The organism is Synechocystis sp. FACHB-383 (genome assembly GCF_014698605.1).
GTDB classification, from domain to species: Bacteria; Cyanobacteriota; Cyanobacteriia; order Cyanobacteriales; family Microcystaceae; genus Synechocystis; species Synechocystis salina.
Genome location: NZ_JACJTJ010000010.1, coordinates 61948 through 78690, shown reverse-complemented (window position 1 = coordinate 78690; position 16743 = coordinate 61948). Strand labels below are relative to the sequence as shown.

Sequence of the window (16743 nt, the reverse complement as noted above, 5' to 3'; positions counted from 1 at the left end):
CAGTAACCATAAACTTCCAACGGCATCGAGATTTCCCTAGCGATTGATGGGGAAAAAGTCGTAACCAGTGACATGGCTGGGAGAAGGTTTAATTTGCACTAGAGTGGCTTGTCCCGCCCGATCGCCATTGGGTAAAAAACTAACCTCACCATTGATGGTGCTGGAAACAAATTCCGGTTCTTTCAAAGCCTTTTGTAAACCTGGACGGCTGGGGGCAATGGCCAGGGCGTTGGCCACCGTATAAACTGCATCGTAGGTAGCCGCCGTGCGCCAAGACACATCTCCCCCCCAAAACTTCCGGGCGGCCTCGGCAAAGGGACGATTGGCCTCACTTTTGGAACTCCAGGGTATGGCCACCATTAAACCCACCATGCCCCGGCCTTGTTCCAACGTTTTAATCGTAGACAGGGGACTATTGCCATAGAGCTTCAGGCGACCCCGGTTGGCGTCACCCAGGGCGAAAGCAAGATCAAGGCGGTCAATGTGGGGCAAAATTAGCAATCCCTGGGCCCCACTGGCAACAATTTCCGCCATCTTAGCTTGGCTGTTGAAATTGGCTTCACTCAGGTCACAGACGGTGGGGGCTAACTGGCCGCCGCTGGCCAACAAACCGGTGGTAAATTCTTGGTAAAAAGAAACGCCGTCGGGGGCTTTGGAATCGTAGCAGACCGCCACTCGGTCAACTTCTTGGCTGACCCTTTGCACCAGGGTTTGGGCGGAGGTGTTGATCTGGGGAATAACCCGAAAAATATGGTCGCCAACATTGGTAATGCCATTGGCGTCGCTAGTGGCGTTGACCAGCACCAATCCCCCCGCTTCGTAGGTAGAGGCCGCACTGAGGGTGGCACTGCTGGCATTATGCCCCACCACCCCGAGGATTTGATTTTGTTTAATCAAAGCTCCGGCAAATTGTTGGGCCAAAGTGCCGTCATTGGCATCATTGATAATGGTGATGTGCAAAAAACGACCGTCAATACCGCCCTTTTGATTGATTTCTTCCTGGGCCTGGGCCGCCCCCCGCAAAATTTCCTGGGCAATATTGAGGCTACTGCCCACCGGGGCCACCACCGCTATCTGGAGGGGATTATGGTCTAAGGCCCGCAAATTGTTGAAGTAGATCCAGGCTTCAGGATCGTTGGGGGACTTTTCCAAATGTTGAGTTAATTGTGCCAACGCTTCTGCGTTTTTACCCTCGGCGATCGCCTTGGACGCAAATAACTTAGTTTCATTGTCCATGGTGGGAACAAGCACCCTTTCCCCGGCGCTGGCATTGGCCTGTAATTCCCTCGGCATGGGAACCGTGGTGGCAGGCCCAGGAGTGACCGCAGCAGGATTCATTCTGTTAAATAAAAACCATCCTCCTCCTCCGACAATGCCCAGGGTGACTAACAACGCACCGATTAAAATGGGAATCTCTTTTTTGTTGGACATATTGGCACTCACACTTAGGGGGAACCAACCAAAGGTAGCTTGGTAGGTATTAAGGGTATTCTTTCCAACATACTAGACCTCCAACCCTGTCCCCATGGTTTCCCCCCGTTGTGGTTGTTGTAGTTAGCGAATGGCAATCGCCTTTTGACCGAGAAAAATGGAAAAATACTGTTGATAGATTCATTTCCTTGTAGATTTTGGCCCTTAATTCTTTGCCTAATAATCCTCCTAACCCCACCGCCTGGGCAACACCATTACAGATTGGCACCCTCACCCTCCACAGCCGGGTCTTCCAATCCCCTTTATCGGGGGTGACGGACTTGGTGTTTCGGCGGTTAGTGCGGCGCTATGCCCCCCAGGCCATGCTCTATACGGAAATGGTCAGCGCCACGGAAATTCACCATCTCCGCACGTTGCCCCAGGTGATGGAAATTGATCCCCAGGAAAATCCCATCAGTATCCAACTGTTTGACTGTCGGCCGGACTTTATGGCGGCAGCGGCCCAAAAAGCGGTGGCCCAGGGAGCCCAATCGGTGGACATTAACATGGGTTGTCCGGTCAATAAAATCACTAAAAAAGGGGGCGGTTCTTCCTTACTGCGGCAACCGGATGTAGCCGAAGCCATTGTCAAAACTGTGGTGGCGGCGGTGGATGTACCTGTTACGGTCAAAACCCGCCTCGGTTGGGATGATCAGGAAATTAATATTGTCGAATTTGCCCAGAGATTGCAAGATGCGGGGGCACAAATGTTGACCCTCCATGGCCGCACCAGGGCCCAGGGCTATAACGGCCAGGCCCGCTGGCAATGGATTGCCAAAGTTAAACAAGCTCTGTCAATCCCGGTCATTGCCAATGGGGATATTTTTTCGGTGGAAGCGGCGATCGCCTGTTTAGAACAAACCGGGGCAGACGGGGTAATGTGTTCCCGGGGGAGTTTGGGTTATCCCTATTTAGTGGGGGAAATTGAGCATTTTTTTAAAACTGGAGAGAAACGAAGGGCTCCCACGGTGGCGGAAAAATTAACCTGTGCCCAGGAACATCTGCAAATGCTTTGGGAATATAAAGGTCAACGGGGTTTATTCCAAGCCCGGAAACATTTGGCGTGGTATTGCAAAGACTTTCCTGGGGCGGCACAGTTGCGGGAACAGCTTTTTCAGATCAATTCTGTGCAGGAGGGCAAAGATTTACTGGATCAAGCTATCAGCACAGGAAAATTGTGCCTGTAATGATTTTAACCATTGGGCTTCCTGACGGCGATCGCCAATTATTTCTAAAACCCGGATGGAAGTGGAATTGTTTCTTGGCCATTGTTCTTTTAAGTCCCAAAGGTTAGTAATAATTTGGTGTTCCACTCCATAGGTGCGACAAAGTTGTCCAAAATCCACTCCTTGGGGCGTAGCAAAATAGGTTTCAAACACATCTTCACATTGGGCAATGGGTAGGGTTTGGAAAATACCGCCACCGTTATTATTAAGTAAAATAATGGTTAAATTACCCTGCATTTGGGACTGATTTAAAAAGCCGTTGCTGTCGTGCAATAGGGATAAATCGCCAGTTAATAATACTGTCTCCCCTGGGCTACGGTGGGCAATCCCCATGGCGGTGGAAAGGGTGCCATCAATACCGTTGGCTCCCCGGTTAACAAATATACGATGGCGATCGCCGTTGACGGGCCAGAAAAATTCCAGCCAGCGCACAGGCAAACTATTGGCCACCAAAAAATTAGTTTGAGGCGCTAAGCAATGGGCCAATTTGGCCACCATTAATGGGGTATGGGCATCGGCTAGGGCAGAAATGATAATTGTTTGGCTTTGCCGCTGTTTTTCCTGCCAACTATGGGCATAACTTTTCTGTTCTGCATCGGGGGTTAATCCCTGGCTATCTAAATAGTCCGCTACCTGGGCAACGCTGGTGGGTAAGTAAATCGTTTGTCCTTGCAGAGGGTCTAAATTTTCCCCGTGGAAGTTCAAAATATAACGGGGACAATCAATGGTGCTGAGCCAATTTCGCAACGCTTTACTAGTGGGCAATTCACCAATTTGAATAATTTGCTTTGGCACTAACTGTTCTGCCCAACTGGGGCAACGGATCAGAAAGTCATAATTGGTAATTAAAGCGGTCTGGCCATCGTCATAGTTACGCAAAGAGCAAAGGGCATCGCACAGTACGGGATATTGCAACGCCCTGGCGATCGCCAAAATATCTGTCAGCAAAGCAGGGGTTTCACCACCGGGCAGAACTCCCACCAGGATCAAACCCAATCGGCTGAAGTCCGGCTGGGGTGGGGAAAAAGCGGAAGTAACAGAACTGGAAGGCAAGGAAATCGCTTCTCCCTGATTCATTGCTGCAAACGTTGTTAGCCCCCGATAAAAATGCTCCTCGTTAAATTCTCCAGCTAGGTTTTGTAGGGACTCTGGGCCATGTTCCAGGGGCACTAGAGGTTCATCAAAGGGGCAATTGAGATGCACCACCCCCAACCTAGGCCAAAAACATTTTTGCCAACCATGGAGGGCGGTCTGCCGCAGATAATGACAATAATCCATGTTGGGCTCCGGCAATGCCAACTCCGTTTGCCACTGGGGGTAGTGGCCATAGAGCTTGGTCTGGTCAATGGTCTGCCCGGCCCGGCAATGACGCAATCTCGGGGGGCGATCGCCAGTTAGCACCAACAAAGGCACCTGACTGTAATGGGCTTCAATAATTGCGGGTAGGAAGTTGGCCGCCGCTGTACCGGAAGTACACACTAAGGCCACTGGTTGCCCTGTGCATTTGCCATGGCCCAAGGCAAAAAAGCTAGCGGAACGCTCATCCAAACTAACTACACAGTCAATACCTCCATGGCGAGCCAAGGCCACCGTTAAGGGACTGGAACGGGACCCAGGACAAATAACCGCCTGCCGGAGGCCCAGTCTGAAACAGGTTTCTACCAAAAGAGAGGCGGCCAAGCTATTGAGGTTAGTGAAATCAACCATGCCCCACGCTCAAATCAATCAGGCTGGAGGAAGGTTGGTTTTGTTCGCCATTACCTTGGCCCAGGTTAAGCACCGCCACCGTCAGGGCCGCAATAATAATCACTATGCCCCCCGCAATTAACAACTGGCTGGTTTTGGAAAGGGCCAGGAATTTTGCGGCTAAGCCCCCAGAGCGATGGGCTGGCTCCGGTTGTTTTGCCATTGTTGGTGGGGGGTCTAGGGGAGGATTGAGGGGAATTTCCTCCGGAGGTAGGGGCGGCTGGGTATCAAAGGGGCGAGAAGCCAATGATTCTTTGGGGTCCTGTTGGGGAATGGCATGCTCCGGTTCCGTTTCTTTGGGCCTGGCCACTGGCTTTTGGCTGAAGTCGAGATAGGCGATCGCCTTGAGTCCAAACTCCGTATCCCCAGCAAAATCTTCTTCCAGAGTAGTTTCATCTTCTCCGGTGGCGGCGGCCGTTTCCGCCTGGGTGGGGGTAGGGACGGAGGGAGAAATTTGGCAGTGCATAAGGGCAACAGAAACATTGTCATGGCCGTTAACTTGGTTGGCCAACTCAATCAATCGAGGCACTGCTTCGGCGATCGGGCGATCGCCTTGGAGCACCGGCAGAAAATCATCTTGCCAATACTGCTCTACCCGATTGTTGTCACAGAAGCCATCGGAACAGAGTAAAAAGAGACAATCCGTGGGCACAATCAAGCGCTGAATAATGGGATGGAGTTGCCCCGCTGGCCCCAATCCCACCGCTTGGGTTAACGCCCCCGATCTGGGTAATTCCACCGCATGGCGATAGAGCATCAACCCGAGCCGCACTTCCCTAGAAGCCACGTCATCGTCCACCGTCACCTGCTTACAGCTATCCTTGGTCAGCCAATAGCAACGGGAATCCCCCACATTGGCCAGGAAAAACTGCTGAAAATCCGCCAGGGCCATCACCAGGGTGGTGCCCATCCTTTCCCTTTCGACCCTTTCCTCCCGGTCATTACGACGATTGAGTTGCTCGTTAACTTCTTCGATATCTTCCTTGAGATGCTGGATGAAACTGCGGATTTGGTCCGGCTCATTCATCTGTTTTTGAATCTTGGAAATAATCCGAATTGGCAAATGATCAATTACCCATTGGGAAGCAATTTCCCCCCCTTCCTGGCCCCCCACCCCGTCACAAATGAGGGTCATGGTGTTGGCCAACTGTTGCCCTTCTATGGGGGTTTCGCTGACGGGAAAACAGGCGTCTTCATTATGGTCTCGACTGGGGCCCCCATCGGTTTGGGCAAACACTGTATAGCTAAAATCATACTGCTCTGCCAAGGATTGAATGCCCGTGTCCAACACCCGCAACAGGTAGTCCGCGTGGGGAATTTTGCCCTGTTTTAGCCTTTGCCACAGGGTCTGACAAAAATCGGCGATCGCCGGATGGGCATTGGTCAATAACGGCTCCCACACCCCGGCTAAATATTTGGTTTCATAAAATTGGTGCTCATCTAGCTGCAACTGCTGGAGAAAAATTTGGGGGCCCTGCACCCTCAACCAGTCAAATTCCAATAGGCTAGACACCACCCCCTGCCTTTGTAACGGTTGCCAAAGACGAATCATTTGCCAGAGCCAAGTTAACTGTTGTAGGGGTGAAGCTTGCTCCCACATTTCCCCCAGGGAAGGCAATAAACGGTCATGGAGAGGTTCCCCCGTCTCATCTAGGGGCACCGAGCCATAGTCCAACAGCCAGACCGATAAATCCTTTTCTTCGTCCCAACTGGGAAAATAGTCATACACTTCCGGCACATTGAGACGAAAGGGCAAAAGCTTTTGGTAGGGCAAAATATGATCCGGGATTTCCTCTGGCCCGTCCACTCCCAGGGCTGGAGTAGTGTCCAACAACACTTGGGGCCGCACCAACAGATAACGGTCCAGTAACAATTCCCCCGGTTGATAGGCCTTGATCCAATCGCCCACCGACCACAGATAGCGTTTCAGCAGAGGGGTCTGGCAGGTTTTGCACAGGCGATCGCCTAGGTCATTGGGGGCTTGACAATCGCGGTTGGAGCAGTGAACGGTCGGCACGGCATTACCCCTCTAACAAATTTCTGATTAATTTTAAGGAAATATGCAATCTTAAGAACATTTCCAAAAAGTTGTAATAGGCTAAAAGAGAAAAAACTGCCATTGTTTGCAAAATTGACCCAAGAGGATTATGAGCGCTGAAGCTGTCATCGAAAACCGAGACTATACCCTAATGATCGATAAAAGCAGTAGCATGGCCACCGCTGATGATCCCAATGGCCCCACTCGCTGGGAAATAGCCCAAGCTTCGACCATTGCCCTGGCTCAAAAATGCGAAGAAATTGACCCCGACGGCATCACGGTTTACCTATTCTCCGGCCGCTTCCGTCGTTATGACAATGTTACGGCCCAGAAAGTTGCTTATATTTATGCTAACAACGAACCCATGGGACGCACAGATCTTGCCAGTGCCCTCAAGGATGGTTTGGATAATTTCTTTCAGCGACGCCAGGCGGGGCAAACTAAGCCCAACGGAGAAACTTTTTTGATCATCACCGACGGTGAACCCACCGATCGTAAAGCGGTGATCCGTTTAATTTTGGAAGCGAGCCAAAAAATTGACCGGGACGAGGAATTGGGTATTTCCCTCATTCAGGTGGGCAACGATAAAAAAGCCACAGCCTTTTTCCAGGCTTTAGACGATCAATTACAGGCCGCAGGAGCTAAGTTTGACATTGTAGATACCGTCACCATGGAAGATATGCAGGGCATGAGTTTGAGTGATGTGCTGCTCAAGGCAATTACGGACTAGGGGAATACCCAGGCATGGTGCTGATTTTGCCGTCTCAATGGAAAAAACACCTGAGCTTATTGCCGCTCTCACTGACGGGGGTATTTTTCCTTTTTCTGACCACGGGGGTAGGGGCCCAGACCGATCGCCTTTGTCCGGCGGAACTGGGACAAAAACTGGCAACCCATTTACAACAACCGGATTTAGGCCGGGCCCAATGGGGCATTGCCATCCAACCTTTAACGGAGTCTCAGCCTGTTTACCAATATCAAGCTGATCGTCTTTTTATTCCGGCCTCTAACCAAAAATTAATTACCACCGCCATGGCTCTGCAGGAACTGGGGCCAAATTTTCGCTTTGCCACTCAGGTTTACCAACTGGATGGCGGTAAAAAAGTTCAGATTATCACTAGCGGGGACCCCAGCTTGACCCTGGAAGACCTGACGGCGATCGCCAAAAATTTAAAAGATAGGGGGGTAACGGTAATTGAAGAATTGGTGTTAGTAGACGCCATCGCCCCCCAGGATTACCAACGCCCCAGTTGGGAGTGGGATGATTTGCACTACGGTTATGCTCCCCCTGTCAATGGCGCAATTTTGGCCGGTAACCAAGTTAGCCTCACCCTCACGCCCCAGGACTTAGGGGAACCCTTGGCCCCCACTTGGTCCGATTCCATTGCGGGGGAACAATGGCAGATTATTAACCAAACCCAAACGGAAGTTGATCCAGCCCAGTCTCCCCAGGTTCGACAAATTTTTGGTCAACGGCAATTGGTCCTCACCGGCGCTCTGCCCCCCGCAGGGGAACCCCGTGAAATTACCTTGGCCGTGGCAGACCCGCCAGGTTACTTCCTTGCTAGTTTGCAACAAAAGTTGGCGGAACAAGGCATTACCGTCAACTCCCAAACCTTGAGCACCGACACCACGGCGATCGCCCCGGCCCCTGTGCTAACTCTAACGTCTGCTCCTTTATCGGCACTGATTAAAACGGTCAACCAAGACAGCAATAATCTCTACGCTGAAGCGTTGCTCAACGCCATCCAACTGCCCTCCTCTGACACCAATTGGCAGTCCTACTTAGAAAGGCTTGGTCTAGCCCCCACTACGGTTAGACTACGGGATGGCTCAGGACTGTCCCGCCAGGATTTGGTCACACCCCAAACCCTAGTACAACTTTTGATAAATCAAACCCAACGGTCAACGGGGACAATTTACCAACAATCCCTTGCCGTGGCCGGGCGATCGGGCACCCTGGAGCGGAGTTTCGCCGATACTCCCCTGGTGGGCAAAATGCGGGGCAAAACAGGCACCCTCACAGGGGTAGTTTCCCTCACGGGCTATGTGGGAAACGACCATTGGGGCCCAGTGGCATTCAGTTTTATGGTCAACAACAGTGATCTAGGGGCTGCTGTGCTACGGGAAGCAATGAAGCAGATGGTACTTTGGACTGCCCAGGTGGAAAAGTGTCAGCCCAATGGTCAATGAACCCATGACTATTAGTTACTAACGCCTCGTATTTAAACAAAGGTAAGAATCCACCACTCTGCCGGTACGGTGGCAATTGACCAAGAGGTAGTCACACACGGGACAAGCGGTTTCAGTGACAATTTCCTTTTCAATTAGGCATTGCTGACGGACGGCATGGTTTCCGCAATTGGGGCAATGGATAGTCTGCTTGGTAAGGATTTGGGGAGCTTGGATCGGTCGGTGATACATGATCATGGTGATTGCTTAAGGATACTTAAAGAGGGTTTGTTAAAAATCAAGTCCAACAGGTCAAATTGCGGCGGTAAAAAACGATAAAATTCCTGTAAGATTTGTAAAATAAAGCACAGTTATACAGTTGTAGTTAGGGAAAAGAAAAAATTACTCCCAGTGGCAGTTAGCGCTGATCCCCATGGCGGTCAAGTCCATTTCCGCCGCGTAGACCCTTCGCTGGCTTAGATGATCAGCCAAGGAAAACAACGCCGCTAGTGAACTTTTTAGGCCGCAGCGACCCAGCTAAGATCCAAAAACTAACACTTCCTTCGGACTGTTCAGGTTTTCTTAACTATTAATTAAGCTTTGCTAGACAATAGCCACGGGTCAATCAATATGGCTCAAATCCTTGATCCCCATGGGGTTTCCTCATTTTTGCCCCAGGACAAATCGTTAACGATGACGAAAAAGGCGGTTTTAGTCTCTGTGCCTGCATTCTTCACCGCTTGGGCCCTAGGAACGCCCTGGCAACTAGCCATCAGACGAATACCCGGTGTTGCAACGAAGGCATTTGTTGACGTACCTGCTTGAGGCGGTCGGGGTTAATTTCGGCGATCGCCAGGCCTGGTTTTTCCCCCGCATCGGCCAGAATCACTCCCCAGGGATCAATGATCATGGCGTGGCCGTGGGTGTGGCGTCTTTCGTAATGGCAACCGGTTTGGGCTGGGGCAATGACGTAGCAGGTATTCTCAATAGCCCGGGCCTGGAGCAACACTTGCCAATGGTCTTTGCCGGTGTAGGCAGTGAAAGCGGCGGGCACGAAAAGAACATCTGCCCCTTGGCGAGAAAGGTAACGGTACAGTTCGGGAAAACGAACGTCGTAGCAAATGGACAGCCCCAAATTACCAAAGCTATCGGAATGGTACACCGGGGGATATTTTTGCCCAGCCATCACCGTGGCTGATTCCCAATAGGTGTTACCGTCGGGCACATTAACGTCGAATAAATGCACCTTATGGTAGCGGGCCAATTCCTGCCCATTGGGAGCAATTAAAGTGGCTGTGTTATAGGCCTTGCCCGCCTCCCCCGCCACCGGAAAGGGAAAGCCCCCCGCCAGAATAGTCACCTGGAAACGTTGGGCCATGGTCTGCAAAAATTTTTCCGTCGCTGTGGCGATCGCCGAAGCCTGTTCCAGTTTGTCTGTTTCATTGCCCAAAAAAGCAAAGTTCTCCGGCAAACCCACCAATTCTGCCCCCTGGCGCACTGCCAAATCGATCAACTCCTCTGCTTCTTGTAAATTCTCGGCTAGGTTGGGGCGGCTGGTCATTTGCAGGGCAGCGGCTAAATACGGTTTCATGAAAATTCCTTGTCAGAAAGAAGCAGTGGGGGCTAGCAGTTCATTTTATCCTGATCGGGTGTAGGGACGGAACTTGCTCCCAAAAAGAGGAAGAGGGCTTCACATCTTAAGATATTATGGAGAAAAACTTCCTTAAAGTTTGGCCTTTGCTAAACTGAAGTCCCCCGCTTTTTAAGATTGTTAATTTCAATTTATTTTTAAGAATCTATTTTTAACCTCATTGATAAGAATTTCTAAGGGCAATAACAAGGTTTACTTAACAGCCCCCCTTGAGAATCTATCCTCAGGAGTTTAGGGAAGTAACCATTACTGTTGACCATTCTAGGCATGGTGGTTAACCAAACTAAATATTCTCCATGGCACTTTTACAAACTTCTTTTGATCGAATGCTTGATTCTTCCGTACCCACTTTTTCCGTTACCACCCCACTGTACTACGTTAACGATGTGCCCCATTTGGGTAGTGCCTACACTACAGTAGTGGCGGATACCCTGGCCCGCTTCAAAAGATTGCAGGGCTATGAAGTGTTGATGATCACCGGCACCGACGAACATGGGCAGAAAATTCAACGTACCGCCGAAGCTCAAGGCCTTGATCCCCAAACCCATTGCGACCATATCGTGGTCAAGTTTAAGGAACTATGGCGATCGCTCAATATCCGTTACGACCGCTTTAGTCGTACTACTAATCCCCACCATTTAGCCATTGTCAAAGACTTTTTTCAACGGGTCTGGGACAAAGGGGACATTTATCTGGCCCAACAACAGGGATGGTACTGTGTTGCCTGCGAAGAATTTAAAGAAAAAAGAGATTTATTGGAGGATAACCATTGTCCTCTACACCCTAACCGCAAGGCAGAATGGCGGGATGAGGAAAACTATTTTTTTCGCCTTTCCCGCTATCAGAAACCCTTGGAAGAACTGTACGCCCAACGACCGGAATTTATCCAACCCAGTAGTCGTCGCAATGAAGTGTTGAATTTTGTTGCCCAGGGATTGCAGGACTTTTCCATTTCCCGGGTCAATTTGGACTGGGGTTTCCCCCTCCCCAATGATCCCAACCATACTATTTACGTTTGGTTTGATGCCCTACTAGGCTATGTCACCGCTCTCTTAGGGGAGGATGAAGAACCTAGTTTAGCTAACGCCTTGGCCAAATGGTGGCCCATCAATTTACACTTGATTGGCAAAGATATTTTACGGTTCCATGCGGTCTATTGGCCGGCCATGTTGCTATCGGCGGAATTACCGATCCCCGCCCAGGTTTTCGGCCATGGCTTTCTCACCAAAGATGGGCACAAAATGGGTAAAAGTTTGGGCAACACCGTTGATCCCCTGGACTTAATTAACCGCTATGGGGAGGATGCTTTTCGTTACTATTTCCTCAAGGAAATTGAGTTTGGTAAAGATGGGGATTTCAACGAACAACGGTTTGTCAATGTGCTCAATGCCGATTTGGCCAACGACTTAGGAAATTTGCTCAATCGCACCCTGGGCATGGTGAAAAAATACTGTCAGGGGCAAGGTCCCCAGGTAATGGCCACGGATTTAGCCCCCGATAATCCCCTCAAAGCCCTAGGCAGTCATTTGGGGGAACAGGTGAGCAGTGCCTATGAAAGACTGTCCTTCACCGATGCCTGTGAGGCAATTTTTACCTTAGTGAGGGCTGGCAATAAATACATCGACGACATGGCTCCCTGGAAGTTATTTAAACAGGGCAGTCAGAAGGAAGTGGAAGATGTGCTGTACAGCGTCTTGGAGTCCATTCGGCTCTCGGCCTATCTCCTTTCCCCCATTGTTCCCCGCCTGAGCACCAAAATTTATCAACAATTGGGTTTCACCTGGGATTTTGACCAGTGGCGATCGCCGTTGGAGCAAGCGGAAGAATTCAACCGTCACCAATCCTGGGGCCAACTATGTGCGAATCAAAATCTGCCCCCGGCCCAGCCTATTTTTACCAAACTGGAGTTACCGGCAGAGGAGTAGAATCAAAAGCTGACCCCCTAGGTCAACTTCAATCTTTTGAAGATTTTTTAACAAAAATTAACATTTTTATCACTTTTCCGCTTTTTCCCTTTGAATTTTTTTTAAAAAACCCCTTTAAATCACGACTTAATTATTTAGGAACACCATGTTTGAGGACTTTGAACAGGATGCACTGTTTACACCGGATCAGTTATTAGAAAACCGGGGCAGGGTGGCCATTTTTATTGATGGTTCCAATCTTTTTTACGCAGCCTTGCAACTAGGCATTGAAATTGATTACACCAAATTACTGCACTGTTTAACGGGGGGCTCCCGACTATTGCGGGCTTTTTTCTACACCGGGGTAGACCGCAGTAACGAAAAACAACAGGGATTTTTGCTTTGGATGCGCCGCAATGGTTACCGAGTCATTGCCAAAGACCTGGTGCAATTACCGGACGGTTCTAAAAAGGCCAACCTAGACGTGGAAATTGCTGTGGACTTGATGTCCTTGGTGGGTTCCTATGACACCGCTGTGGTAGTTAGTGGAGATGGAGATTTGGCCTATGCGGCTGATGCGGTCAGTTATCGGGGGGCGCGCATTGAGGTGGTGAGCCTCCGTTCCATGACCAGCGACAGTTTAATCAATGTTTCCGACCGTTATGTAGATCTTGACAGCATTAAGGAGGAAATTCAAAAACAACCCCGTCCCAACAGTGCCTATCGCAACGTCAACCCTCTGCCAATTTTCTCCCAGGAAAAATCTACTTAACCGCCAACTCCTAGTTGTGTTCGTTTAAATAAGACTGAAATAATCACGGATTCTATAGCGTTTGTATTCGGGTTTCTCCATGCTTACTTTTGTCGCACTTTTAATTAAATGGCCATGGTTTTACTCTGGCGCACAGTTTGGTGTAAATTCTGGTCAGCGGAAATTTTTCCCCGCATCAGGCTCTCTTCAGCCCAAACTGCCAGAGTTGCTTTTGCCCATAATCTGAAACCCTGGCATGGGAGTATTAGAGAGCAATGCCCCGCAGTTGTTGATACAGCAGAGTGGCTTGCAAATCGGTCATACCAGCAATGTAATCAGTTACTTTCAGAATTTTGCTGTAGTTATCGTCATCGGGGGCTACTTGGTGCTCTGGAGGCAACATAAATTTAAGCAGTTTCCCCTTCGGACGGGGTTGTTTTTCCAGGACGGCGGTAAGAAAATCAGTTAATAGATCCCCCAAGACTTCAAAGCCAGCAATTTTAATTCTGACCACATTGGGATGGTGAAAAACCGCATTGGTGGTCATGGTTTCAATTTCCTTAAGTTGAGGGGAAAAACGACTTAGCCCCACTAGGGATTGGTCAAATTTCCCCGCTAAAATATCCGGTTCATGGTCGAGGAAAATTTGGGCTACTTCCTTCACCAGTCGATTGATGGCCTTAGCTCGCAGTCGTTTGATGGTTTCCGCCGGGCTGCCTTCATATTGGTTTAGCTCAATGTCAGCAATGCTTTGTAATTTATCTTGCACTGCTCCAAAGGGGAGATAGCCCATGTGAAAACCATCTTCCAAATCGACAATGGAGTAACAGAGATCGTCCGCCGCCTCCATTAAAAACGTGAGGGGATGGCGACACCACCAAGCAACCTTTGGCGATCGCCGGATGAGACCCACCGTTTCAGCTACTTCAGTGAATAGATCTTTTTCAGCCTGGAAAAAACCGTATTTTTGTAAGCTTTTGCCGGGATGGCGGGCCAGGGTGCGTTGGGGAATAAATGATTCCCGGGGATATTTGGCAAAGGTGGCCAGGGTGGCACAGGTTAGTTGCAGTCCCCCTGGGCGATGGGGTAAACCAAGCTTAGTTAAAATACGAAAGCCCTGGGCATTGCCTTCAAAGCGGTCAAAATCAGCTTTTTGTAAAGGATTAATCAGGGCACCGGAGCGATTTTTGCGGGCATACCATTTTTGAAAAGCGGTTTGAATGGCATCTTCCCCGGCATGGCCAAAGGGAGGATTACCAATGTCGTGGGCTAGGCAGGCCGCGGAAAGAATATCACCAAAGTCCGCCGCTTCGATCGCCTGGAGTTGATGGCGTTTAATCACCTGATCCCCCACCATACGCCCTAGGGAACGACCCACACAGGACACCTCCAAACTGTGGATCAGACGGGTGCGGACATCGGCATTTTTGGATAGGGGAAAAACCTGGGTTTTATCCTTCAGGCGGCGGAAAGCCGTGGAATAGACAATGCGGTCATAATCTTTGAGGAAAGAGGTGCGCTCAAACTGATGCTCCTCCAACTGTTGTTTACCGAGGCGTTTGCGGGAGAGTAATTGTTGCCATTCCATTGGGTTAATATTTTTGTTGGCCTATGGACCACGGCGACGAACCTGTTGCCACCGCAGTACTAACCCGAGGTTAACCTGTTTAGTCAACCAATAAAAAACGGTCAGAATCACCACGGTGACGCTAATGGCCAAGAGGGGACGGTGATGGGAAAGGCTTTGGGCCAAATTATGACCCACATCTTTGGGGTCTGTAACCACATGCCAACTGTTTAAACGCAAAAATCGCCCCAGATAAATACCGATCGCCGACAACAGATGGGCCGTTAACTCCATGGGCCAAGTCCAGGCTGACCATTGCCGTTGCTCCAGGTAATAACCGGCATTGAGCAGGGACATGACGTAGCATTGCCAACCAGTGCCTAAAAACAGCACAAATTGGGGCGTCACGGTGAATACCATAATGCTTTCCGGCACTCCCCGCCGCACCAGTTGGAAGTAATGGATAATGTCGGTCAAAATGTAAGGGGCATTGGGCAAAAAGGCGATAAATACCGCAAAAATTACCCACCATAGTGGCGATCGGGGCCATGGTTGGCGTTGGGGATTATGCCAACGGAATAACCAAACACTGAGCACCAGGGGAATAACAGCCAAAAAAGTGTTCCAGGCAATGCGATCGCCATTGATGGCCAACACCTGCCAAGACACCCGTAGCCAGGAAATGATTAGTTCCATACTCCTAATCCCTTAGCACGTAGCCCACCCCCCGCACTGTCTGAATTAAACGGGGTTCCCCCGCCGCCTCCAACTTCAACCGTAGGTAACGGATATAAACTTCAATGATGTTGGAATCCCCCATAAAATCGTAGCCCCAGACCCGTTCCAAAATTTGTTCCCTGGTCAACACCTGGCGGGCATGGGAGAGGAGATAGTCCAAAAGCTCAAACTCCTTGGCAGTGAGATCAATCAGGCGATCGCCCCGTTGAATTTCCCTTGTACTGCGATTGAAGCGTAGATCGGCAAATTGCAGCACTTCATCGCTAGCCGTGTGGGTACGACGCAATTGCACCCGGATGCGGGCAAAAAACTCATCGGAGTTAAAGGGTTTGACAATGTAGTCATCGGCACCGGCATCAAGCCCCATCACCCTTTCTTCCACGTCGTCCTTGGCTGTGATCAGGATAACAGGAATGCGACTGCCCATCTGCCGTAGTCGTCGGCATAGCTCCGCTCCAGACAGCCCTGGTAGGGCTGCGTCCACAATGATTAAATCGGGGGGAAATTCCTGGGCTTGGGTAAGGCCCTTCAGACCATCCCTAGCCACACTGACATCGTAGCCTTCATATTTGAGTTCCAACTCCATAAATCGGGCTAACTTTTCTTCCTCTTCCACAACTAGAACACGGTGACTCATGGCAAACTAGGCGATCGCATAGCAAATATGTTCATCGTACTGCCCCCGCTGCGGATTTTAACCTGGGTTGGGCCAGGGGAAAGGGCTCAAAAAGCTGCAACTGCTCAAAACCATGGCACAGAAAAACTCTGTCTTGGGGCAGCGGCCAACGAATTTAATTCTCTATTTGATACTTTCTAAGTGCCGTAACGATCGCGCAGGTCTTGGTTGAGGTGGGAGCGATCGCCCATCACTTCGATCAAGGGGCCGTGCTTAGACATGGTGATAATACTCACCGCCGCCACGGGCATACCGATACGGTCTCGAAAACGGCCGATGTCAATGCCCAACAGACTACAGAGCATAATGCGGATGGTGGACTTATGAGATACCACCAACACATTACCGTCGGTGAAAGTTTGTTCGATTTCCTCTAGCACCTCAGAGCTACGACGGGCGATATCAATGCCCTTTTCTCCCTCAGAAGGAGCATTCCAACCCGGATCCGCCAGCCAACGGACATAGTCATCGTGAAATTCTTGATTCACTTCCGCCGGGGTTTTCCCTTCCCATTCGCCGTAGGCAATTTCCTTCAGGCCGTCCCGTTTTTGGATGGGTACATTGATCAGCTCACTCAGGGGAGTTGCCGTGGCCATGGTGCGGTGTAGGGGGCTGGCAAAAATAGCCGTCCAATGAACATCCTTGTAAGCTTCGGCAAATTGGTGGGCCATTTGATAGCCATGGCTAGTGAGGTCAATGTCCAGGCGGCCGCAAAAAGTCCCTGTTTGGCTAGAAGTGGTTTCGCCATGGCGGAGAAAATAGAGATTAAGGGTCATAATAGCTGATGGATTTTTGGAGATAGTT

General features: G+C 50.1%; 15 protein-coding genes. 6 read left to right on the top strand and 9 right to left on the bottom strand.

The window, feature by feature from the left end; translation table 11 throughout:
• Positions 1 to 36: 36 nt before the first annotated feature.
• Positions 37 to 1431 (bottom strand): ABC transporter substrate-binding protein, encoded by a 1395-nt coding sequence (locus H6G45_RS01180; RefSeq protein ID WP_190595804.1) that lies wholly within the window; start codon positions 1429 to 1431, stop codon positions 37 to 39.
• A gap of 194 nt (positions 1432 to 1625) precedes the next feature.
• Between H6G45_RS01180 and dusB the strand changes: the two genes are divergently transcribed.
• The gene (dusB, locus tag H6G45_RS01175; protein WP_190596023.1) at positions 1626 to 2657 is read left to right on the top strand and encodes a tRNA dihydrouridine synthase DusB; all 1032 of its coding nucleotides are present in this window, start codon (positions 1626 to 1628) and stop codon (positions 2655 to 2657) included.
• Here the strand turns inward: dusB and menD are convergent.
• Entirely contained in the window at positions 2616 to 4403 is a 1788-nt protein-coding gene (gene menD, locus H6G45_RS01170; protein WP_190595802.1) for a 2-succinyl-5-enolpyruvyl-6-hydroxy-3-cyclohexene-1-carboxylic-acid synthase, read from the bottom strand. The genes dusB and menD overlap by 42 nt on opposite strands.
• Positions 4396 to 6459 (bottom strand): protein phosphatase 2C domain-containing protein, encoded by a 2064-nt coding sequence (locus H6G45_RS01165; RefSeq protein ID WP_190595799.1) that lies wholly within the window; start codon positions 6457 to 6459, stop codon positions 4396 to 4398. Before H6G45_RS01165 ends, menD begins: the two co-directional genes overlap by 8 nt.
• Positions 6460 to 6589: 130 nt before the next feature.
• Here H6G45_RS01165 and H6G45_RS01160 point away from each other — a divergent pair, with 130 nt between their 5' ends.
• Together H6G45_RS01160 and dacB are read left to right on the top strand one after the other, a co-directional pair.
• Positions 6590 to 7210: a VWA domain-containing protein gene (locus H6G45_RS01160; RefSeq protein WP_190595797.1), complete on the top strand. Its 621-nt coding sequence runs from the start codon at positions 6590 to 6592 to the stop codon at positions 7208 to 7210.
• A 14-nt stretch (positions 7211 to 7224) separates the two neighbouring features.
• Positions 7225 to 8673 (top strand): D-alanyl-D-alanine carboxypeptidase/D-alanyl-D-alanine-endopeptidase, encoded by a 1449-nt coding sequence (gene dacB, locus H6G45_RS01155; RefSeq protein ID WP_190595795.1) that lies wholly within the window; start codon positions 7225 to 7227, stop codon positions 8671 to 8673.
• Between the two features lie 18 nt (positions 8674 to 8691).
• Here dacB and H6G45_RS01150 read toward each other — a convergent pair whose 3' ends face one another.
• Together H6G45_RS01150 and H6G45_RS01145 are read right to left on the bottom strand one after the other, a co-directional pair.
• Entirely contained in the window at positions 8692 to 8910 is a 219-nt protein-coding gene (locus tag H6G45_RS01150; protein ID WP_228024013.1) for a hypothetical protein, read from the bottom strand.
• A gap of 514 nt (positions 8911 to 9424) precedes the next feature.
• Positions 9425 to 10243, bottom strand: coding sequence for a carbon-nitrogen hydrolase family protein (locus H6G45_RS01145; protein WP_190595793.1), 819 nt, complete (start codon positions 10241 to 10243; stop codon positions 9425 to 9427).
• A gap of 386 nt (positions 10244 to 10629) precedes the next feature.
• Between H6G45_RS01145 and metG the strand changes: the two genes are divergently transcribed.
• Positions 10630 to 12228: a methionine--tRNA ligase gene (metG, locus tag H6G45_RS01140; protein ID WP_190595791.1), complete on the top strand. Its 1599-nt coding sequence runs from the start codon at positions 10630 to 10632 to the stop codon at positions 12226 to 12228.
• Between the two features lie 145 nt (positions 12229 to 12373).
• On the top strand, positions 12374 to 12979 hold the full coding sequence (locus tag H6G45_RS01135; protein ID WP_190595789.1) for an NYN domain-containing protein: 606 nt from the start codon (positions 12374 to 12376) through the stop codon (positions 12977 to 12979).
• Between the two features lie 244 nt (positions 12980 to 13223).
• Here the strand turns inward: H6G45_RS01135 and H6G45_RS01130 are convergent, their stop codons facing one another.
• From H6G45_RS01130 to H6G45_RS01120, 3 genes are read right to left on the bottom strand one after another with little or no spacing between them, the layout of a single operon-like run.
• Positions 13224 to 14546, bottom strand: a complete 1323-nt coding sequence (locus H6G45_RS01130; RefSeq protein ID WP_190595787.1) for a deoxyguanosinetriphosphate triphosphohydrolase — start codon at positions 14544 to 14546, stop codon at positions 13224 to 13226.
• A gap of 21 nt (positions 14547 to 14567) precedes the next feature.
• A complete protein-coding gene (locus H6G45_RS01125) occupies positions 14568 to 15221 on the bottom strand; it encodes a DUF1361 domain-containing protein (RefSeq protein ID WP_190595785.1) in 654 nt (217 codons plus the stop codon).
• 4 nt (positions 15222 to 15225) lie between these two features.
• Entirely contained in the window at positions 15226 to 15900 is a 675-nt protein-coding gene (locus tag H6G45_RS01120; RefSeq protein ID WP_190595783.1) for a response regulator transcription factor, read from the bottom strand.
• On the opposite strand from H6G45_RS01120, the gene H6G45_RS01115 reads away from it, so the two are divergent.
• Positions 15892 to 16080, top strand: a complete 189-nt coding sequence (locus tag H6G45_RS01115) for a hypothetical protein (RefSeq protein ID WP_190595781.1) — start codon at positions 15892 to 15894, stop codon at positions 16078 to 16080. The genes H6G45_RS01120 and H6G45_RS01115 overlap by 9 nt on opposite strands.
• Here the strand turns inward: H6G45_RS01115 and H6G45_RS01110 are convergent.
• A complete protein-coding gene (locus H6G45_RS01110; RefSeq protein ID WP_190595779.1) occupies positions 16077 to 16715 on the bottom strand; it encodes a histidine phosphatase family protein in 639 nt (212 codons plus the stop codon). The genes H6G45_RS01115 and H6G45_RS01110 overlap by 4 nt on opposite strands.
• Positions 16716 to 16743 lie beyond the last annotated feature (28 nt).